This window comes from Nonomuraea sp. B1E8 (assembly GCF_039871515.1).
In the GTDB taxonomy this organism is placed as follows: Bacteria; Actinomycetota; Actinomycetes; order Streptosporangiales; family Streptosporangiaceae; genus Nonomuraea.
Genome location: NZ_JBDPLS010000007.1, coordinates 348306 through 367253 on the forward strand (window position 1 = coordinate 348306; position 18948 = coordinate 367253).

An 18948-nucleotide genomic window follows, 5' to 3' on the forward strand; every position below is an offset into this window, starting at 1 on the left:
CCGGGGTGGAGGTTCAGCCGGCGGTCTCGCGCCACCTGTTGGTGATCGGCAGGCGGCGGTCCCGGCCGAAGTTCTTGGGAGTGATCTTGGGGCCCGGCGGATACTGCCTGCGCTTGTACTCGGCCACGTCCACCAGCCTGATCACCCGCGTCACCAGCTCGGGATCGTGGCCGGCCGCGATGAGCTCCTGCGAGCCCATGTCCTTCTCCACGTAGTCGTCCAGCAGCCGGTCCAGCACCTCGTACGGCGGCAGCGAGTCGGTGTCGCGCTGCCCGGGCCGCAGTTCGGCGCTCGGCTCCTTGGTGATCGAATTCTCCGGGATCGGCCGCTCGGCCTCCAGCAGGAAGGAGGGGTCGGAGTGGGTGTTGCGCCACTTCGACAACTCCCAGACCATCGTCTTCGGCACGTCCTTGATCGGCGCGAAGCCGCCCGCGGAGTCGCCGTAGAGCGTGGAGTAGCCGGTCGCGAGCTCGCTCTTGTTGCCCGTCGTCAGCACCAGGTGGCCGTGCTCGTTGGACAGGCCCATGAGGATCATGCCGCGCACCCTGGCCTGGAGGTTCTCGGCGGCCAGGCCGGACAGGTCGATCTCCTTCTCGTACGCGTCGACGATCTGGGCGATCGGCGCGACCCGCGACGTCACCCCCTGCCTGCGCACCAGCTCCTCCGCGTCGCCCAGCGAGTGGTCGGAGGAGTAGCGGGACGGCATGAGCACCACGTGGACCCGCGAGGGCCCGATGGCGTCCGCGGCGATCGTGGCCGTCAGCGCCGAGTCGATGCCCCCCGACAGGCCCAGGATGACCGACTCGAAGCCGTTCTTGGCCACGTAGTCGCGGACGGCCAGCACCAGCGCGGAGTAGACCTCGGCGTGCGGGTCCAGCCGCTCGGCGATGGGGGCGGGCACCGGGGGATAGGGGGCGACCGGGTCGGCGGACAACGCCAGGCGCTCGACCGTGATCGTGGTGCCGTCGCCCGCGTCGTACGGGAACGTCCCCGTCTGCGCCTGCGAGGGCGGCAAGTCGAGATCCACGACCAGCAGCTCCTCCTTGAACTGCCCGGCCCGCGCCAGGAGCTCGCCCGAGCCGTCCACCACGATCGAGTCGCCGTCGAAGACCAGCTCGTCCTGCCCGCCGACCTGGTTGACGTAGACGAGCGCGCACCCCGCCTCGCGCGCCCTGCGCGCGCACAGCTCCAGGCGGACGTCGTCCTTCTCCTTCTCGTACGGCGAGGCGTTCGGGACGACGAGCAGCCCGGCTCCCGCCTGCCCGACGACGGACACAGGACCGCCGTCCTGCCAGAGGTCCTCGCACACCGCGATGGCCACGTCGACCCCGTGCAGGCGGAAGACGGGCAGGCGGTCGCCGCGCACGAAGTAGCGGTATTCGTCGAACACCCCGTAGTTGGGCAGGTGGTGCTTGGCCGTACGGGTGACCACCTCGCCCTTGAACAGCAGCGCGGCGGCGTCGAGCGGCGCGCCCTTCGGCTGGCCGGTCCTGGGCGCCCGGGCGGCGCGGTCGACGTAGCCGACCACCACGGGCAGCTCGCCGAGGCCTTCCCGGTCCAGCCTGCGCGCCACCTCTTCCAGGGCCCTGATGCTGGCGTCCACGAACGACGTACGCAGAACGAGGTCCTCGACGGGATAGCCGGTGAGGAACATTTCGGTGAAGACGACCAGGTGGGCACCGCGTTCGGCGGCGTCGCGGGTCCACACGATCAGCCGGTCCGCGTTGGCCGCCAGATCGCCGACGGTCGGGTTGGTCTGTGCCAGGGCAATCCGCAGTTGAGCCACGCGCTCAGCCTAATACGTCCCGCTTTTTATCGTCCAAGCGACGAAAAGTGACATATGTCGCTCAGCGGCGCCGGATCGCGGGTCCGAGCGCCAGCATGCCGAGCGCCGACACCGCGCCGACCCCGCCGACCGTGAACCACAACGCCTTCGAGCCCAGTTCCAGCAGCGGGCCGCCGATCAGCGGCGCCAGCACCGCGGCCATCGACCACGCGAAGCCGAACAACCCCGCGTACCGCCCGCGCAGGTGCGCGGGTGCGAGCGCGGCCACGACGGCGCCGGGGACGCCGGCCGTGATGATCTCTCCCACCGTCCACACCACGATGGTCACGGCCAGCCCGAGCGTGCTGGTGACGAACGCCGTCATCGCGAACCCCAGCCCCATCACGGCCAGCCCCGTAGCGAGCGTGCGGGAGGCGTCCCTGCGCCCGAGCCAGCCCGACACGAGCGGCTGCACGAGGACGATGAGCACCCCGTTGAGCGCCATGGCCAGCCCGAACTGGCCCGGCGACAGCTTCACGACCTCCGTCATCGCCACCGGCAGCATGGTCATCGTCTGCCCGTAGACCAGCGCGTTGCCCAGCACGACCAGCGTGAACCCCACCATCACCCGGTCGCGCAGCACCACGCCGAAGCCGCCGGCCGACTCCCTCGCCTCCGGCCTGGTCTCCGGGACCGCCCGCCACACCAGCGCGGCGAAGACCACGCAGGAGACAGCGTCGATCCAGAACAGCCAGACGAACCCGAGCTCCGCCAGCCGGCCGCCGCTCGTCATGCCGATCGCGTAGCCGAGGTTGATCCCCCAGAACAGCAGCCCGTACGCCCGGGGCCGTTCCGCGGGGGAGACCAGGTCGGCGACCAGGGCGGTCGAGGCGGGCCTGTAGACGTCGATCACCAGGCCGAGCGCGAACATGGAGACGAGGATCGCCGGCAGCGTGGAGCTGTAGCCGAGCGCCAGCATGCTCACGGCGGTGGCCACCATGCCGCCCGACAGCGTGGCCCGGCGCCCGATCCGGTCCGTGAGGACCCCGGCGAGCAGTTGCGACAGCAGCGAGCCCGCGCCGTAGACGCCCATCACGAGGCCCGCCGCGGCCAGCGACAGGCCGCGGCTCTGCGTCAGGTAGACGCCGGTGAAGGGGACGACCATGGTGCCCAGGCGGTTCACCAGGGTGCCGCCCCACAGGGCCCAGAACGGGCGGGGCAGCCCGCCCACCATGGACTGGAGGAAGGACGGCTTCCCCTGCGGGTCTGACGGCTTCTCGGTGGCGATGTGTGACACGCAAGGAATCGTGATATTTCAGTCTTTGGGGTGCGAACGATTTAGGGGAAACTAAAAGCATGTCGGTTACCTGGGTGCTCACCTCGGAGGACGTCGCCCGCATCCGGTTCGCGTTCTCGCCCATGTGGGAGCTCGTCGCGAGCCTGCGCACCCTCCAGGGGCCCGCCCGGCAGTCACTCCACCTGCCGTGGATCAAGGCCGTCCGGCCCCGGCTCGCGGGGCTCGACCTGAGCGAGCTGTTCGCGCTCGTCCCGCCGACCGGCTACCTGGCCGACTTCATCACCCCGCCGCCCGACACGCCGATGCCCGACTTCGCCGCCGAGCTCGACCGGGTCAGGCGTACGCCGCCCGAGACGGCCCGGCGGGAGGCCCTGCGGGTCGAGGGGACCGACCGGGCGGTGATCGAGCGGTTCACGGCCGACCCCGAGGCGGGCGTGGCCCGGGTCGCGCGGGCGCTGGAGGCGTACTGGGAGACGTGCTTCGCGGAGTTCTGGCCGCGCGTGTACGGGCTGCTGGAGCGCGACGTGCTGCGCCGCTCCCGCCTGCTGGCCGAGGGCGGCGCGCACCAGTTGTTCGCCACGCTCGACCCCGCCGTCACCTGGACGGGGGAGAAGCTGCTCATCGACCGGCCGTGGTGCGCGGACGAAGCGGTGCGCGGTGCCGGCCTGGTGCTGGTGCCCAGCGCGTTCTGGTGGCCGTCGGTGGGGGTGATCGCGCCGCCGTACCAGCCGATGCTCGTCTACCCCGTGCGCGGCGTGGGCACGCTGTGGGAACAGGGGCCGCCGCCCGCGCCGGGCGCGCTGGCCGCGCTGATCGGCAGGAGCAGGGCGCAGATCCTCCTCGCGCTCGCCGAGCCCGCCACCACCTCGGCCCTGGCCGCCCGCATGTCGCTCACCCCGGGCGCCGTCAGCCAGCACCTCGGCGTGCTCAGCGGCGGCGGGCTCGCGGTGGGGATGCGGGTCGGCAAGCAGGTCGTCTACCGCCGCACCCCCGCGGGCGACATGCTCGCGTGCGGCGCCGCCTAGCGCCCAGGCACGTTCCCGCGCGCCCTGCAGCACGGACGCGCGTGCACGTGCGGTCAGGCGTAACGCTGGGACTCCAGGAGCCAGTCGAGGTGGGCGCGCGGCGCCGCCAGGTAGGCGCAGGCGACCTTGCTGACGTCCCTGGCCGCCTTCGGCGCGAGGTCCGCCAGCGGCAGCCGCCTGGCCGCCTCCTGCATGTCCTGACATCGATCGGCGATCCGGTCCAGCACCCACGCGGTCGCCTCCCGCTCGCCCAGCCCGAGCTGGCGCATCGCGAGCACGACGAAGTTGTGCACGTCGCCGCGCTCCTTCGGCCGGGAGGCGACGTCGTTGCACCACGCGGTGACGTCGCTGCAGGCGTCCACCAGCCGGCGCCAGGGCTCGCCGTCGTGGACCCAGCCCGGCACCTCCACCCGCAGGCACGGCTCCACCAGGTCGTACAGGTAGGGCCCCACCGTGCCCCTGCGGAGCTCGGGATATTCCTCCAGCGTCGGCATCCGGCCGGCCGCCCTGTTGTCGGCCTCCGTGCGGCACGCGTCGTGCTGGCGCTGCAGCCCCACCGCGAACCTCGACCGCCACCGGTCGCTCATCCGCGCGCTCGTCACCCGCCACAGATCGGCGAAGGCCGCCTCCAGCGGATGGCGGGCCGCGCCCCTGAGCATGCCGTCGAAGATGTCCAGCCGGCACGACCCCTCGTCCAGCTCGTCGTCCAGGTGGAACAGCCACGTCAGCCATTGCGCGAACAACGCCGCCGCGGCCGCGTCGAACTCGGCGAAGGCCCGGCCCGCCATCCGGTGGAAACCGACGCCGGGGTCGGCGCGCAGGCCGGTGCGCCTGGCCCAGTCGATGACCGCGGCCTCGATCGCGTACACGGCCGGGTGCATCCGGCACGGCGCCGCCATCGCGGGCACCCGCTCGGTGAGCGGCAGCAGCGCCACGGCGGCCGAGTGGCCCCTGCGCGGCAGGGGCAGCATGGACGTCAGCGCGGAACGCAGCGCGGTGCGCACCGTGGCGAACACGGTGGTGCTCGCGGTGGTGTTCACGGTCGTCTTCACGGTCGTCTTCACCGGGGTCTTCACAGCGGTCCGAAGAGCCAGTTGCCCGCGGCGTTGGGGTCGCCGCTCCTGTAGTAGTCGGAAGCGGCCTGGACCAGCCCGTCCACGGTGAGCGTGCCCCTGCCCTCCCTGTCGAGCCGGTCGAACGCCGCGTCCACGTCGTCGTAGGCGACGCCGAACGCGCACAGCAGCGTACGGAACTCGGCGGGGCCGACCTCTCCGTCGCCGTCGGCGTCGCACAACTCCGCCACCGCCACCGTCGCCGGCCTGAACACCGGGTCGTAGCGGTCGCCGGTGACGAACGCCGCCGTCATCCCCTTGCGGAAATCCTCCCGCGCGATGCCGGAGTCACCGTCGCGCTCGAGCGCCAGCGACAAGGTGGACCAGATGCCGTCGAAGCCGCCGACAAGGCTCGCCCCGGTGACCGAGGTGGGGGACTCCCCGAAGCCCACCAGAATGCGGGCGCCCAGACCCAGCAGGTCCTCGCGCTCGACGACGCCGTTGCCGTTCGCGTCGATGTGGTCGAACGCTCGATCGAGCTTGTGATTGAGCAGGTCGATGGCCACCAATGCCTCCCCCGAGACTGACTGCGTGATCACAGTAAGTCGGGGCGGGCCCTTTGTCAGCGAGGCTCGCACCGGCTTGTTCACGGGCTCCTCCGCGGGCGCCCTCCCCGGCGCCCCCCGTAACGTGCGCGAAACACGGACACGGCATGCTGGTAGGAGACCCGTACTGTCGTCTTGAGGGGATGCCGTGGACCGCCAGCAGGAGTTCGTGCTCCGCACGCTCGAGGAACGCGACATCCGGTTCATCCGGCTGTGGTTCACCGACGTGCTCGGCTTCCTCAAGTCCGTCGCGATCGCCCCCGCGGAGCTGGAGGGCGCCTTCGCCGAGGGCATCGGCTTCGACGGCTCGGCCATCGAGGGCTTCGCCCGGGTCTACGAGTCCGACATGCTCGCCAAGCCCGATCCGGCCACGTTCCAGATCCTGCCCTGGCGCAGCGAGACGCCCGGCGCGGCGCGCATCTTCTGCGACATCCTCATGCCCGACGGCTCGCCGTCGCACGCCGACCCCCGCTGGGTGCTCAAGCGCACGCTCGCCAAGTGCGCCGACATGGGCTTCACCTTCTACACCCACCCCGAGATCGAGTTCTTCCTGCTGAAGAACCGGCCCGAGCCGGGCGGGCGGCCCGAGCCGATCGACTCGGGCGGCTACTTCGACCACACCCCCCACAGCGCCGGCCACGACTTCCGGCGCCAGGCGATCATGATGCTGGAGTCGATGGGCATCTCGGTGGAGTTCAGCCACCACGAGGGCGCGCCCGGCCAGCAGGAGATCGACCTGCGCTACGCCGACGCGCTGACCACGGCCGACAACATCATGACCTTCCGCCTGGTCATGAAGGAGGTCGCGCTGGAGCAGGGCATCTGGGCCTCGTTCATGCCCAAGCCGTTCACCGAGCACCCGGGCTCCGGCATGCACACCCACATGTCGCTGTTCGAGGGCGACCGCAACGCCTTCTACGAAGCCGGCACCGACTACCGCCTGTCCAAGATCGGCCGCTCGTTCATCGCCGGGCTGCTCAGGCACGCCGCGGAGATCACCGCCATCACCAACCAGTGGGTCAACTCCTACAAGCGGCTCTGGGGCGGCGCCGAGTTCATCGCCGGTCAGGGCGGCGAGGCGCCCTCCTACGTGTGCTGGGGCCACAACAACCGGTCCGCGCTGGTCCGGGTGCCGATGTACAAACCGCACAAGGGCGGCTCGACGCGCATCGAGTTCCGCTCGCTCGACTCGGCGTGCAACCCCTACCTGGCGTTCGCGCTGATCCTGGCGGCCGGGCTGAAAGGCATCGAGGAGAGCTACGAGCTCCCGCCCGCGGCCGAGGACAACGTGTGGACGCTCACCAGCGCCGAGCGACGGGCCCTCGGCATCCAGCCGCTGCCCGGGTCGCTCGACGAGGCGATCGCCGTCATGGAGCGCAGCGAGCTGGTGGCCGAGACGCTGGGCGAGCACGTCTTCGACTTCTTCCTGCGCAACAAGCGGGCCGAGTGGCGCGACTACCGCCGCACCGTCACCGAGTTCGAGCTCGGCCGCTACCTGCCCGTGTTGTGAGGAGGCCCGTTCGGGGGCGGAGCCTGCTCAGCCCTGGAACTCGCGCACCTCGACGGGGAGCAGCGCCACGGCCCTCGCCATCTTGCGGCCCCACCCGAGCGCGGCCTCCATGTCGGCCGCCCGGATGATGGTGAACCCGCCGATGTGCTCCTTGCCCTCGGTGTACGGGCCGTCGGTGATGAGCACCTCGCCCTCCCTCAGCCGCGCCACGGCTGCCTGGTCCGGCGGTCGCAAGCCGCCGGAGAAGACCCACACGCCGGCGTCCTTCATCTCCTGCTCCAGCGCGCCCAGGTCCCGCATGACCGGGTCGAGGATCTCGGGCCCGGGCGGTTCGCCGTCGGGCTGGTACATGGTGAGCACGTAATGCCTCATCGGGGTGTCCTTTCCTCGGAGTTCACCCTTCACACGAACGGCCCGCGCCCGGATCGACACGCGCGCGGAAAAATCCGGCCGTGTCCCGGTCCGCCGTCATCCGTCGTGGTCGGGGAACGATCCGGTGATCCGGATCTCCCGCAGGAGGTCGTCGTCCCCGCCGTCGAAGGTGATCGCCTCCAGCAGGGCCGCCTCCGCCCTGTCGACGATCAGCCCGCCCGCCGCGGGCGTGGGGTCGCCGCCCTTCACCCGCGCGACCAGGCCGGCCCACCGCCGCTGATGGCGGGCGAACGTGCGCGGCGCCACCACCCGGCCCCTGGCCCGCTGCCCGGCCAGCGCGGCCTCCGGCGACGCGTCCAGCAGGAGCAGGTGCAGGCGGGCGTGGTGCCGCCGCGCCAGCCACGCGAAGCCTCTCAGCACGTACGGGGCGCAGCCCCGGTTGTGGGCGATGACCGAACGGCCGCCGGCGAGCGCCCGCCGGATGCGGCCCACATGGGTGGCGAACACCAGGGCGCGGCGCACCGAGCCGGGGATCCAGCCGAGCCTGCCGTGCCAGTGCCGCTTGGCCTGCGCCGAGTCGATCACCACGACCGCGCCCGCGGTGACGGGCAGGCTCTCGGCCTCGCCCAGGTTGTACAGGCGGCGGAGCAGGGTGGTCTTGCCCGCGCCAGGGAGCCCGGTCAGGATGACCAGGGATCCGGGCGGGTACCGCAATCTCGACCCTTGCACAGGCCCACCCCCGAATGATCAACGTACAGGTCCCGTGCCGTTCCGGCGAGGGGACCGCGTGCCTTAGAGACTCGTCGAAGCCGGGCCGTGGCGCGCGGCCGGGCCGGCATCAGCGGGCCAGGCGTGTGGTCAGGGAGTCCAGCCGATCGTGCAGCCGGGCCTGGTCGTCGCGGAGGCCTGCCAGCTCGTCCACCGCCCTGCGCAGCTCGTTCATTTCGGAGAGAATCTGCGCCACGTCGGCCTCGGTACGCCGCTCCCTGGCGGCGTTGTGCTCGAACCGCTCGACGAACCAGGACGCGATGGCCGCGGTGACCACACCGAGCAGGGCGATCCCCGCCAGCATCAGCCCTGACGCCACCAGCCTGCCCTCGGAGGTGACGGGGAAACGGTCGCCGTACCCGACGGTGGTCATCGTGGTGAGCGACCACCACAGGGCGTCGCCGATCGTCTGGATGTTGCCGGCGGGGTTGCCCCGCTCCGCGTCCAGCACGGCGATGCTGCCGACCAGGGCCAGGAAGACGGCGGTGCCGCTCACGTACACGACCGCGCGTAGCCGCAGCGGGAGCTGGATGCGTTCGGCGACCACCTGCAGGAGAAGCAGCGCGCGCAGCAGCCAGAGCGGGCGCAGGAGGGGGAGCACCACAACCAGGAGCGAGGGGATGTTCCTGAGGACGAAGCGTAGGCGGCGGGGAGCCAGGTAGACGCGGATCAGGTAGTCCGTGGTGAACAGGAGATAGGTGCAGACCTGGAGGTACCAGAACATCTGGTCTACGAAGGGCGGAAGGCCGGGCAAGACGATGGGGATCGCCCAGCTGAGGAGAAACGCGGTGCCAATGGCGAGAAGTGCCGTACTCGTGCGGCGCTCCCATGAGGTCAGCCGATCCATCCCGACAGTCTGACGGCATGACCGCCGGTCGCTCTAGGCGGGTATCGGCAGATTGGTCGCGGGAGGCGAAGAGCCGGGATAGGGTGCTGCCCGACGCCTTGATCGGCCTCACTCCCGGCAGCGGTTCGGAGTGAGGCCGATTTTCGTTGCTTCTCACCCCCGGCTCACGTCCGCGCGATGTGAGGCGCCTACCGTCCCCTGGTAGGCGTGATGGCAGGCATGGCCGCGCGACGGGCGGGAAGCAACGGACCTCATCGAGGCGTTGTAGGTCATGTCGATCAGCCGCGAGACCCCCGGCATCTGCGGGAATCGGGAGTCTGGGTAAAATCGGCCTGCTTCTATTGACATTTGCGGACTTTTCGCCTTTGGCGGCGATATAGGAGGGTGTGGCATGACGACGGCTGCCTTGCAGACCGTGCTGACCGTTCCCGAGCGCTTCCGTGGCCCGGTGGGGGTCGCCAACGGCGGCTGGATAGCGGGCACCATGGCGGAGGCTCTGAACGGTGGCCGATCAGCCGTCGAAGTCACGCTCCACGCTCCCACCCCGCTGGAGACCGAGTTGCGCCTCGAACACGTGGCCAACTCCGTCTCCCTCTCCCACGGCGACCGGCTCCTGGTCGAGGCGATCCCCGTGGCCGAAGACCTGGAGGGCCCCGGCTTCGTGCCGTTCACCGACGCCGCCCGCGCCGAGGCGGGATTCGTCGGCCTGCGGGCGCACCCGTTCGCCGAGTGCTTCGCCTGCGGCATGCGCGAGCCCGGCGACGGCCTGCGCATCTTCCCCGGGCCCGTGGAGGGCTCCGACCTGGTGGCGGCCGGATGGCGGGTGCCGTTCAACGTGACGGACGAGGCCGGCGTTCCCGCCTCGATCGTCGGGGCGGTGCTCGACTGCATCACCAGCTGGGCCCACTTCGGCCCGGGCGAGACCGCGCTGCTCGGGCGGCTCGCCGTGCAGATCCACCGGCCGGTGCACCCCGGCGCACGCTACTCCGTGGTGGCCCGTCCGACCGGCCGCGACGGGCGCAAGATGTTCGGGCAGAGCGCCATCTACGAGGACGACGGCACCCTGGTGGCCGCGGCCCGCGCCACCTGGATCGCCCCACTCTGACCCCGCACCGTCACCGCCGCTCCCTCGCGGACGTCGGCCCTCAAGGCGACAGGCGGGAGACGCGCCGCTGGGCGGCCAGGTCGCCCTCGTGCAGCCGTACACCGTGACCGGGCTCGCGGCCCGGGGTGACGACGCCGTTCTCGATGACGGGCAGCCCGGTGACGAGCTCGCCGTACCAGGTGTGCAGGAAGGCCCTGACCGTCTCCTGGATGAGCCCGTTGGGCTGGCCGCACACGAAATGCACGCAGCCCGCCAGCGTGGCGGGCCCGGTGCAGTCGTGCGGCGCCACCGGAACGCCGTAGGCGTCGGCGAGGGAGGCGACCTTGCGGGCCTCGGTCAGGCCGCCCGTCCACTGGACGTCGAGGGTGAGGACGTCGACGGCGCCCGAGTCCAGCAGCGGCTTGAAGCCGCGCCGCCCGACGCACGTCTCCCCGGCCGCGACCGGCACGGGGGAGTCGAGGCGGGCGTAGGCGTCGGCGGCGTCCGAGCGCAGCGGGTCCTCCACCCAGAACGGCCGGTACGGCTCCAGCGCGGCCAGGATCGTCTCGGCGGCGGGCCGGCTCCACAGGCCGTGCAGCTCGACCATCAGCTTCATGTCCGGGCCGGCCTCGTCCCGGATCGCGGCGATCACCTCGAGCCCCTGGTCCAGGTCGGCCCGGGAGATCATGGCGCCGCCCGTACGCTCGGCCGCGGCGTCGAACGGCCATACCTTCATGCCGCCGATCCCCTGCTCGCGCAGGTCGCGGGCGAGCCGGGCCGGGTCGGTGAGGAAGGCGTTCAGGTCCTCGTAGCGGCCGGTGGCCAGGCCCCAGTTGCCGCTCTCCTGCCGGGCCGAGGTGGCGATGTACCCGGGGCCCGCGCACGTGTTGTAGATGGGCATGCCGTCGTGGACGGCGCCGCCGAGCAGGTCGACGAGCGGCAGCCCGGAGGCCTGTCCGAGCAGGTCCCAGAGGGCGAGGTCGATGGCGCCGTTGCCGCGCGTCTCGGCGCCGGAGCCCTGGTAGCCGGTGTACGGGGTGAGCAGGCGGGCGACCCGCTCCGGCGTGGGACCGGCCAGGCCGAGCAGGACGGGGGCGACGCTCTCGTGCAGGTACGCCTCCACCGTCAGCGCGCCGAAGAACGCCTCGCCGAGCCCGGTCAGCCCGGTGTCGGTGTGCAGGAGGACGAACAGCAGGTTGGGTTGTACGGCGGGCCGGACGGTCTCGAGAGCGACGATCTTCACGAGTTCCCCTTTCAGCGCTAAGACCGGATATACGCAGGTGACATGGCCACCAAACGAAATTTCCGGATAATGGGCCGATATGAGCGTTACCGTGATCCAGCACGAGGCCGAGGCCGGGCTCGGATACCTGGGCGAATGGCTGGAGCTGGACTTCGACGTCGTACGGCCGTACCTGGGCGACGAGATTCCCGTACGCGCGGGCGACGGGCTGATCGTGCTCGGCGGCGCGGCGGCCGCCTGGGAGGACGAGCGCAGCCCCTGGCAGCCCGCCACCCGCGACCTGCTGCTGCGGGCCGTCGAGGACAGCACGCCGACGCTGGCGATCTGCCTGGGGGCGCAACTGCTGACCATGGCCTGCGGCGGCGCCGTCGAGCGCGGCGCGTACGGGTTCGAGGTGGGCGCCCGCGAGGTGGCCGCCCTGCCCGATGCCGCCTCCGACCGGCTCTTCTCCGGAATCGGCACGGCCGTGGCCGTGCAGTACCACCAGGACGTCATCACGCGGCCGCCCGGCGGCGCGGTGCCGCTGATGACCGGCTCTCCGTACCCTCACCAGGCCTACCGGCTCGGGAATGCCGCCTGGGCGGTGCAGTTCCATCCGGAGGCCACCCCCGAGATCTTCGCGTCCTGGACCGGCGAGACGGCCCTGGAAGGGGCCGAGGAGCTCGACGCCGAGGTCAAGACGGCCGAGGGCGACCTCATCGCGACCTGGCGCCCGGTGGCGAGGGCGTTCGCGGACATGATCCGGGATCCCGCCCGCTGACCTGGTGCGGCCACGGGCCGAAACGGAGGTCGGCCTGCTACGGCCCGCGGCGGCGGAACTGCCACTATGGAGGGGTGCCCAGGATCGAATCCACCGCCGCCAGGCTCGCCAAGCTCGGTTTCGCCGACGGCGCCAGGGCGGCCAGGCTCGTCGGCCAGGCCGGAGGCGAGCTGGACGACCTGCTGGAGTCGCTGGTCGACGTGGCCGACCCCGACCAGGCACTGGCCTCGCTGGCCCGCCTGGCCGAGCGCGACCCGTCCGTGCCGGGAAAGCTACGCGCCGACGGCGAGCTGAGGGCCAGGCTCGTCGCCGTGCTCGGGGTCAGCGAGGCGCTCGGCGAGCACCTGGTACGCCACCCGGAGCAGGTGGCGCTGCTCGCCGAACCCCGCCTGGGCGACCCGCGTGAGGAACTCCTCCGGGCGGTCGGCGCCGACGGGCCGGATGCGCGGCAGCGGGACGGGGCCGAGGCGCTGACGGCGCTGCGGGTGGCCTACCGGGGCAGGGTGATGCATCTGGCCGCGCGCGACCTCACCGGCCAGGCCACGCCGGCGGAGGTCATGGCGGAGCTGTCCGACCTGGCGGGCGCGGCGCTGGAGGCCGCGCTGGCCATCGCGCGGGCCGAGGTCGACGCCGCCGACGTGCGCCTGGCCGTGATCGGCATGGGCAAGTGCGGCGCCCGCGAGCTCAACTACATCAGCGACGTCGACGTGATCTTCGTGGCCGAGCCACGGGAGGGCGCCGACGAGGCGAAGGCGCTGCGCTCGGCGACCCGGCTGGCCCAGGCCATGATGCGAGCCTGCACAGCGACCACCCCCGAGGGCTCGCTGTGGGAGGTGGACGCCGGGTTGCGGCCGGAGGGCCGGTCAGGGCCGCTGGTGCGCACGCTGGCCAGCCACCTGGCCTACTACCGGCGTTGGGCGAAGACGTGGGAGTTCCAGGCGCTGCTGAAAGCCCGGCCGGTGGCCGGCGACCTGGAGCTGGGCGCGGCCTACGTCGAGGCGGTCAACGAGCTGGTCTGGTCGGCGGCCACCCGCGAGCACTTCGTCGAGGACGTGCAGGCGATGCGCCGCCGGGTGGAGGCGCATGTGCGCGCCGAGGGCGAGCGCCAGCTCAAGCTGGGCCCTGGCGGGTTGCGCGACATCGAGTTCGCGGTGCAGCTGCTGCAGCTCGTGCACGGCAGGCTCGACCCGCTGCTGCGCCGCCGGGGCACGCTGCCCGCCCTGGCCGCGCTCTCCCGCGGCGGCTACGTCGGGCGTGACGACTCCCGCGGCCTCGCGGAGGCGTACGCGTTCCTGCGCCGGGTCGAACACCTGCTGCAGCTGCACCGGCTGCGGCGCACGCACATCGTGCCGGAGGACGAGGCCGATCTGCGCAGGCTGGGCCGGGCGCTGGGCATGCAGGCCGACCCGGTGGGGGAGTTCACCGCCAGGTGGCGGCGGCACGCGATGGAGGCGCGGCGGCTGCACGAGAAGCTGTTCTACCGCCCGCTGCTGCAGGCCGTGGCCCGGCTGCCGGAGTCGGAGGCGCGCCTGTCGACGTCGGCCGCCGCGGCCAGGCTGGAGGCGCTCGGCTACGACGACCCCACCGGCGCGCTGCGCCACCTCGCCGCACTGACCACGGGGGTGTCCAGGCGGGCCGCGATCCAGCGCACGCTGCTGCCCGTCATGCTCGGCTGGTTCGCCGACACGCCCGACCCGGACGCGGCGCTGCTCGGATTCCGGCAGGTCAGCGACAAGCTGGGCAGCACGCCGTGGTATCTGCGGCTGCTGCGCGACGAGACGGCGGTCGCGGCCAGGATGGCGCGCGTGCTCGGCACCAGCCGCTACGCGACCGGCCTGCTCATGCACGCACCCGACGCGGTGGCGATGCTGGGCTCGGACGAGGAACTGGCCGTGCGCTCGCGGGAGTCGCTGCTGGGCGAGGCGTCCGCCGCGGTGTCGCGGCACGCGGGCGGCCCGGAGAACGCCGTCGCGGCCGTGCGGGCGCTGCGGCGCAAGGAGCTGTTCCGTACGGCCGTCGCCGACATCGCCGGGCTCATCGACATCGAGACGGTCGGCACGGCGCTGTCGCGGCTGACCGACGTGACCCTCCAGGCCGCGCTCGACGCCGCGCTCGGCGCCGCTTCTGACAGGGCCGCGCAGGTCACCTCGTTCGCGATCGTCGCGATGGGCCGGCTCGGCGGCATGGAGTGCTCCTACGCCAGCGACGCCGACGTCATGTTCGTGCACTCGCCGCTGCCGGGGGTGGACGAGCGCGAGGCCACCGACGCCGCCCACGCCGTGGCCAACGAGCTGCGCAGGCTGCTGTCGTTGCCCGCCCCCGACCCGCCGCTGGCCATCGACCCCGACCTGAGGCCGGAGGGGCGGCAGGGCCCGCTGGTGCGCACGCTGGCCTCCTACCGCGCCTACTACGCGCGCTGGTCGTCGCCGTGGGAGGCGCAGGCGCTGCTGCGGGCCAGGTTCTCGGCCGGCGACCCCGGGCTGGGCGCCGCGTTCGTCGCCATGATCGACGAGCTGCGCTACCCGCAGCACGGCCTGCCCGACGACGCCGTCAGGGAGATCAGGCGGCTCAAGGCCCGCATGGAGGCCGAGCGTCTGCCACGCGGCGCCGACCCCGCCCTGCACACGAAGCTCGGCCCCGGCGGCCTGTCCGACGTGGAGTGGGTGGCCCAGCTCCTGCAGCTGCGCCACGCGGGCGCGCTGCCGTCCCTGCGCACCACCCGTACGCTGCAGGCGTTGCGCGCGGCCGTATCGGAGGGGCTGCTCGACCAGGCGGACGAGGAGGTGCTCGCCGAGGCGTGGCGCTTCGCCTCCCGCATCCGAGACGCGATCATGCTGGTCAAGGGCAGGCCGGGCGACAGCGTGCCGCGCGACTCGCGGGAGCGCGGGCTGATCGCGCAGGCGCTCGGCTACCCGCCGGACGGCTCTGAGGACTTCCTCGACGACTACCGCCGCGTGACGCGCCGCGCCCGCCAGGTGGTGGAGCGCGTCTTCTACGCCTGACGGCCCGCCGGGGCTTGATCGCTCGATCCGGCGGGGTGTATCAAAGCGCGATGTTCTCCGTTTACGTGGATCTGGCACTCGGCCTCGTCGTGTCGTTCCTGCTGCTGTCGCTGCTCGTGAGCGGCGTGAACGAGGCCGTGGTGCGGCTGCTGTCCATCCGCAGCAAGTTCCTGTGGGCCTACCTCAGGGACACCCTGGACGGTTCGGACGCCCAGGGCCGGTCCTGGTTACCGGCCGGCGTGCGCGACGTGTTCGCGACGCTGCCGTTCCAGCGAGACCCGCGTCCACGGCACAGTGGCCGACCCGCCCCCGCGGAGGCGGGAGAGCTGCCGGCCCGCGCGGGCGAGTCCGGCGACGCCCTGGTCACCCTGCTCTACCAGCGGGTGCGCGAGATCGACCACCCCAAGAGGGGCCGCACCAGCATCGCCGACCTTCCGCCTGAGCGGTTCGCGGTCGCCGTGATGGAGCTGGCCGCGGGCGCGCCCGGCGGCGTCGAGGGGTTCCTGGCCAAACTGAAGGAGATCGGCAGCCCGCTGCACGGCCCGCTCAACGGCGTGTGGGAGACGGCGCAGCGCGACCTCGACCGGTTCAGGCAGGGCGTGGAGACCTGGTTCGACGGCGAGATGCAGCGGCTCACCATGCTCTACCGGCGTTATGTCCGATGGGTCGTCACCGTGTTGTGCGTCGCGGTGACGCTGCTGTTCACCGTGGACGGGCTGGAGCACGCCAAGACGCTGCTGCGGGACAACGCCTTCCGCGCCTCGGTGACGGCCGTCGCCGAGGCGGGGCCCGCCGCGTACGACGAGCTCAAGGCGCGGTGCGCGGGCGGCGACCCGGTGTCGTGCGTCACGGAGACGCTCAGCCGGCCGGCGCTGGCCAGGATGCTCGGCCAGGCGCCGCTCAGCGTGTCGATCCCGGAGCGGGGCGAGCCGGTGTTCGCCTGGAACGGCGGCGTGTGGTGGGACCGGCTGACCACGCCGAGCCACTGGCCGGGGTTCCTGCTGACGTACGTGGCGTTGTTGTTCGGTGCGCCGTTCTGGTGGGACGTCCTGCGCCGGCTGACGGGGATCAGGTCGAGGCGCTGAGCAGCGAGCCTGTCGCGGCCCGCGCTATCACGTCGGCGGCCGGCCGCGCGCCGGCCGCGTAGGTGTCACGGGCGCGTTCGACGCCGGCCCGTGCCGCGGCGTCGCCGAGCGTCGTGGTCGAGCCGGGCACCCCCGGGACGTGCTCGACCGCCCGGCCAGCCCGCGGACGAAGGCGTTCCTGAGCCGGAGTACTGTGACCCGGGTGGAGACCGAGCGGCTGATCATGCGCAGGTGGCGCGACACGGACCGGGCGCCCTTCGCGGCCATGAACGCCGACCCCGAGGTGATGGAGCACTTCCCCGCGACCCTCACCCGGGAGCAGAGCGACACCATGATCGACCGGATCGAGCAGGGCTTCGACCGGCACGGCTACGGGCTGTGGGCGCTGGAGGTGCGCGAGAGCGGGCTCTTCATCGGCTTCGCCGGGCTGGTCCTGCAGACGTTCGACGCTCCCTTCCTGCCCGCCGTGGAGATCGGCTGGCGGCTGGCCCGCCCGGCGTGGGGGCACGGCTACGCCACCGAGGCGGCCAGGCGGGCCGCCGCGTACGCGTTCGCCGAGGCGGGGCTCGACGCCATCATCTCCATGACAGCCGCGCGCAACGCGCGCTCGCGTGCGGTGATGGAGCGCCTGGGCATGACCCGCGACCCGGCCGAGGACTTCGACCACCCGAGGGTCCCCGGAGACAACCCGCTGCGCCGCCACGTCCTCTACCGGCTCAGGCGCGATACCCGGCAAAGATGATCTCCAGCGTGTGGTCCCGCATGCCGGGGGTGCAGCCGGCCGGCAGGGCGGCCTTGACGATCGGTCCTGGAGAGTGGCTGAAGAGCGGTCCTCGCGCGTGGCGCTGGCCGGCGGGACGGCCTCGGCCGCTGCGTGCGTCCGGCGCGTCCGTGCCGCGCCTTCCGCGTTCCCGCGCCGGGGTGCGGGTATCGTGATCGGCCCGTCCTCCCTGACCGAGACGACGAGGTGAACGTGCACTTCCAGCATTCGACCGACATCTGGCGCGACTTCCCCGAGCTCGTTCCGGGGGTGATGTCCGTGACCGGCGTCACCAAGGACGTCCGCGTGGACGACCGGCTCGCGCACTACGGCGAGATCGCCGCCAAGCGCCTGGCCACTGCCTCCGAGGGCGAGTTGCCGGAGATCAGGGCGTGGCGCCGGGCGTTCTCGGCGATGGGTCTGAAGCCGACGCAGTACCGCTGCGCCTCGGAGTCGCTGCTGCGCCGCTTCAGGAAGGAGGGGGCGCTGCCGCGGTTGCACCCGCTGATCGACCTGTGCAACGCGGTGTCCCTCGCGTACGCGGTCCCGGTGGCCGTCTTCGACGTCTCCCGGATCTCGTCCTACGTCGAGGTCCGGTACGCGGCGGGTGATGAGACGTACGTGACCTTCTCCGGCGAGACGGAGCGCCCGCCGGCCGGCGAGGTCGTCTTCGCCGACGCCGACGCCATGGCGCACGCCCGCCGCTGGACCAACCGCCAGAGCGGCCGGTCGGCCGTGCGCGACACCACGACCGACGTCCTGATCGTCGCGGAGGCCCTGCACGGCACGGCCCGCGCGGACATCGAGGCGCTCACCGCCGGACTGGCAGGGGAGGTGCGCGCCCTCTGGCGGGCGGCTCCGGAACCCGTCCTCCTGACCGCCTCGGCGCCGCGCTTCACGTTCTGAGATTTCGCACGGAGCACCTCCGACGCGAAGACCCTAGGAATATGCCCCGAAACCAGTAAATGCTGTCCAGATCATTATTGGACGTTTGGGTTTTGACGGGACGTTTGGGTTTATAGAGGTAGCTGAGAATATGTGCATGGGTACGTCTGCTTCCGTCTGAGCATCCGAGGTGGGTGCCTGGTTTCGGCTGATCTATCCATGAATGGAAACGAGCTCGTGAATACTAGAAGTCGGCAATCGCGGACGCCGCGCCATGGGCGGTTCGCGGTACTAGCTCTGGCCGGCGCCGTCGCCGGTGGCATGTTCCTTCCACTGGGCCAGGGGGTGGCCAGCGCGAGCGCGGGCTACGTCGCCGTCGAGGCCGGTGGCCCGCCGTCCGCGCCGGTCCGGCACGTCTCGAAGCCGAGGCGCGTCGTGAGGGAGAAGCCGATCCTGCGCAGCCCGCGCTGGCGCCCGCCCAAGATCGACATCATCGTCCACAACCTCAACCGCAACAAGAACAGGCACCGCCGTCACCACCAGGACGACGTCAAGGTCAAGGTCGTCAAGAAGAAGGACGTCAAGGACCACGACTTCAAGGACCACGACTTCAAGGACCACGACTTCAAGGACCACAACTTCAAGGACCACGACTTCGAGAACCACGACTTCGAGAACCACGACGTCGACCAGCGCGGCCCCGAGCAGGACGGCGCCAACAACGACCACGACGAGTGGTGGCCGACGGATGGCGATCTGGCCGGGTGGTGACCGCGAGGGCGGCTGACACCACGGCCGGGCCGGCGCCCGGTTCCAGGAGCTGAGGCCCGCATCGAGGGCGCACGTGAAAGGCCATCGGTCGAAGCAGCCGATGGCCTTTCACGTGCC

At 71.9% G+C, this 18948-nt stretch carries 18 protein-coding genes; 9 read left to right on the forward strand and 9 right to left on the reverse strand.

What is annotated here, in order from left to right:
* Window positions 1-13 precede the first annotated feature (13 nt).
* Together ABGA98_RS24735 and ABGA98_RS24740 are read right to left on the reverse strand one after the other, a co-directional pair.
* Window positions 14-1786: an NAD+ synthase gene (locus ABGA98_RS24735; RefSeq protein WP_347620771.1), complete on the reverse strand. Its 1773-nt coding sequence runs from the start codon at window positions 1784-1786 to the stop codon at window positions 14-16.
* Window positions 1787-1847: 61 nt separating this feature from the next.
* Window positions 1848-3062, reverse strand: a complete 1215-nt coding sequence (locus ABGA98_RS24740) for an MFS transporter (protein ID WP_347620772.1) — start codon at window positions 3060-3062, stop codon at window positions 1848-1850.
* Between the two features lie 59 nt (window positions 3063-3121).
* Here ABGA98_RS24740 and ABGA98_RS24745 point away from each other — a divergent pair, with 59 nt between their 5' ends.
* A complete protein-coding gene (locus ABGA98_RS24745; RefSeq protein WP_347620773.1) occupies window positions 3122-4087 on the forward strand; it encodes a DUF5937 family protein in 966 nt (321 codons plus the stop codon).
* A 53-nt stretch (window positions 4088-4140) separates the two neighbouring features.
* On the opposite strand, the gene ABGA98_RS24750 is transcribed toward ABGA98_RS24745, so the two are convergent.
* Window positions 4141-5151: a terpene synthase family protein gene (locus ABGA98_RS24750; RefSeq protein WP_347620774.1), complete on the reverse strand. Its 1011-nt coding sequence runs from the start codon at window positions 5149-5151 to the stop codon at window positions 4141-4143.
* Between the two features lie 8 nt (window positions 5152-5159).
* On the reverse strand, window positions 5160-5705 hold the full coding sequence (locus ABGA98_RS24755) for a hypothetical protein (protein ID WP_347620775.1): 546 nt from the start codon (window positions 5703-5705) through the stop codon (window positions 5160-5162).
* 187 nt (window positions 5706-5892) lie between these two features.
* On the opposite strand from ABGA98_RS24755, the gene ABGA98_RS24760 reads away from it, so the two are divergent.
* Window positions 5893-7254, forward strand: coding sequence for a glutamine synthetase family protein (locus ABGA98_RS24760; RefSeq protein ID WP_347620776.1), 1362 nt, complete (start codon window positions 5893-5895; stop codon window positions 7252-7254).
* 27 nt (window positions 7255-7281) lie between these two features.
* Here the strand turns inward: ABGA98_RS24760 and ABGA98_RS24765 are convergent, their stop codons facing one another.
* The 3 genes from ABGA98_RS24765 to ABGA98_RS24775 form a co-directional block, all read right to left on the reverse strand.
* Complete coding sequence (locus ABGA98_RS24765; protein WP_347620777.1) at window positions 7282-7626, reverse strand: YciI family protein; 345 nt, start codon at window positions 7624-7626, stop codon at window positions 7282-7284.
* A gap of 96 nt (window positions 7627-7722) precedes the next feature.
* A complete protein-coding gene (locus tag ABGA98_RS24770) occupies window positions 7723-8340 on the reverse strand; it encodes an AAA family ATPase (RefSeq protein ID WP_347620778.1) in 618 nt (205 codons plus the stop codon).
* A gap of 124 nt (window positions 8341-8464) precedes the next feature.
* Window positions 8465-9118 carry an ion channel gene (locus ABGA98_RS24775; RefSeq protein WP_347620779.1) on the reverse strand — a complete coding sequence of 218 codons (654 nt, stop codon included), beginning with the start codon at window positions 9116-9118 and terminating at the stop codon, window positions 8465-8467.
* A gap of 514 nt (window positions 9119-9632) precedes the next feature.
* On the opposite strand from ABGA98_RS24775, the gene ABGA98_RS24780 reads away from it, so the two are divergent.
* Window positions 9633-10346, forward strand: a complete 714-nt coding sequence (locus ABGA98_RS24780; protein WP_347620780.1) for a hotdog fold domain-containing protein — start codon at window positions 9633-9635, stop codon at window positions 10344-10346.
* 40 nt (window positions 10347-10386) lie between these two features.
* Here the strand turns inward: ABGA98_RS24780 and ABGA98_RS24785 are convergent, their stop codons facing one another.
* Entirely contained in the window at window positions 10387-11568 is a 1182-nt protein-coding gene (locus ABGA98_RS24785) for a mandelate racemase/muconate lactonizing enzyme family protein (RefSeq protein ID WP_347620781.1), read from the reverse strand.
* Window positions 11569-11647: 79 nt separating this feature from the next.
* Between ABGA98_RS24785 and ABGA98_RS24790 the strand changes: the two genes are divergently transcribed.
* The 3 genes from ABGA98_RS24790 (at window position 11648) to ABGA98_RS24800 (ending at window position 16415) form a co-directional block, all read left to right on the forward strand.
* Window positions 11648-12328, forward strand: coding sequence for a type 1 glutamine amidotransferase (locus ABGA98_RS24790; RefSeq protein WP_347620782.1), 681 nt, complete (start codon window positions 11648-11650; stop codon window positions 12326-12328).
* Between the two features lie 74 nt (window positions 12329-12402).
* Window positions 12403-15330 (forward strand): bifunctional [glutamine synthetase] adenylyltransferase/[glutamine synthetase]-adenylyl-L-tyrosine phosphorylase, encoded by a 2928-nt coding sequence (locus ABGA98_RS24795; RefSeq protein ID WP_347620783.1) that lies wholly within the window; start codon window positions 12403-12405, stop codon window positions 15328-15330.
* Window positions 15331-15380: 50 nt separating this feature from the next.
* Complete coding sequence (locus ABGA98_RS24800; protein ID WP_347620784.1) at window positions 15381-16415, forward strand: hypothetical protein; 1035 nt, start codon at window positions 15381-15383, stop codon at window positions 16413-16415.
* On the opposite strand, the gene ABGA98_RS24805 is transcribed toward ABGA98_RS24800, so the two are convergent.
* Window positions 16399-16545 (reverse strand): hypothetical protein, encoded by a 147-nt coding sequence (locus ABGA98_RS24805; protein WP_347620785.1) that lies wholly within the window; start codon window positions 16543-16545, stop codon window positions 16399-16401. The two genes, ABGA98_RS24800 and ABGA98_RS24805, sit on opposite strands and share 17 nt — an antisense overlap.
* A gap of 72 nt (window positions 16546-16617) precedes the next feature.
* Between ABGA98_RS24805 and ABGA98_RS24810 the strand changes: the two genes are divergently transcribed.
* The 3 genes from ABGA98_RS24810 to ABGA98_RS24820 all read left to right on the forward strand — a co-directional run bounded on the left by ABGA98_RS24810 (window position 16618) and on the right by ABGA98_RS24820 (window position 18831).
* Entirely contained in the window at window positions 16618-17157 is a 540-nt protein-coding gene (locus tag ABGA98_RS24810) for a GNAT family N-acetyltransferase (RefSeq protein ID WP_347620786.1), read from the forward strand.
* 231 nt (window positions 17158-17388) lie between these two features.
* A complete protein-coding gene (locus tag ABGA98_RS24815) occupies window positions 17389-18081 on the forward strand; it encodes a phenylalanine--tRNA ligase beta subunit-related protein (protein ID WP_347620787.1) in 693 nt (230 codons plus the stop codon).
* 300 nt (window positions 18082-18381) lie between these two features.
* Window positions 18382-18831, forward strand: coding sequence for a hypothetical protein (locus ABGA98_RS24820; protein ID WP_347620788.1), 450 nt, complete (start codon window positions 18382-18384; stop codon window positions 18829-18831).
* The last annotated feature ends 117 nt before the right edge of the window (window positions 18832-18948 follow it).

What these genes read in the sequence shown, in the direction of transcription:
- ABGA98_RS24745 (WP_347620773.1), top strand. Translation starts at nt 3,122, where the DNA reads ATGTCGGTTACCTGGGTGCTCACCTCGGAGGACGTCGCCCGCATCCGG.
- ABGA98_RS24765 (WP_347620777.1), bottom strand. Translation starts at nt 7,626, where the DNA reads ATGAGGCATTACGTGCTCACCATGTACCAGCCCGACGGCGAACCGCCC.
- ABGA98_RS24775 (WP_347620779.1), bottom strand. Translation starts at nt 9,118, where the DNA reads ATGTTCTGGTACCTCCAGGTCTGCACCTATCTCCTGTTCACCACGGAC.
- ABGA98_RS24780 (WP_347620780.1), top strand. Translation starts at nt 9,633, where the DNA reads ATGACGACGGCTGCCTTGCAGACCGTGCTGACCGTTCCCGAGCGCTTC.
- ABGA98_RS24790 (WP_347620782.1), top strand. Translation starts at nt 11,648, where the DNA reads ATGAGCGTTACCGTGATCCAGCACGAGGCCGAGGCCGGGCTCGGATAC.
- ABGA98_RS24800 (WP_347620784.1), top strand. Translation starts at nt 15,381, where the DNA reads ATGTTCTCCGTTTACGTGGATCTGGCACTCGGCCTCGTCGTGTCGTTC.
- ABGA98_RS24820 (WP_347620788.1), top strand. Translation starts at nt 18,382, where the DNA reads ATGTTCCTTCCACTGGGCCAGGGGGTGGCCAGCGCGAGCGCGGGCTAC.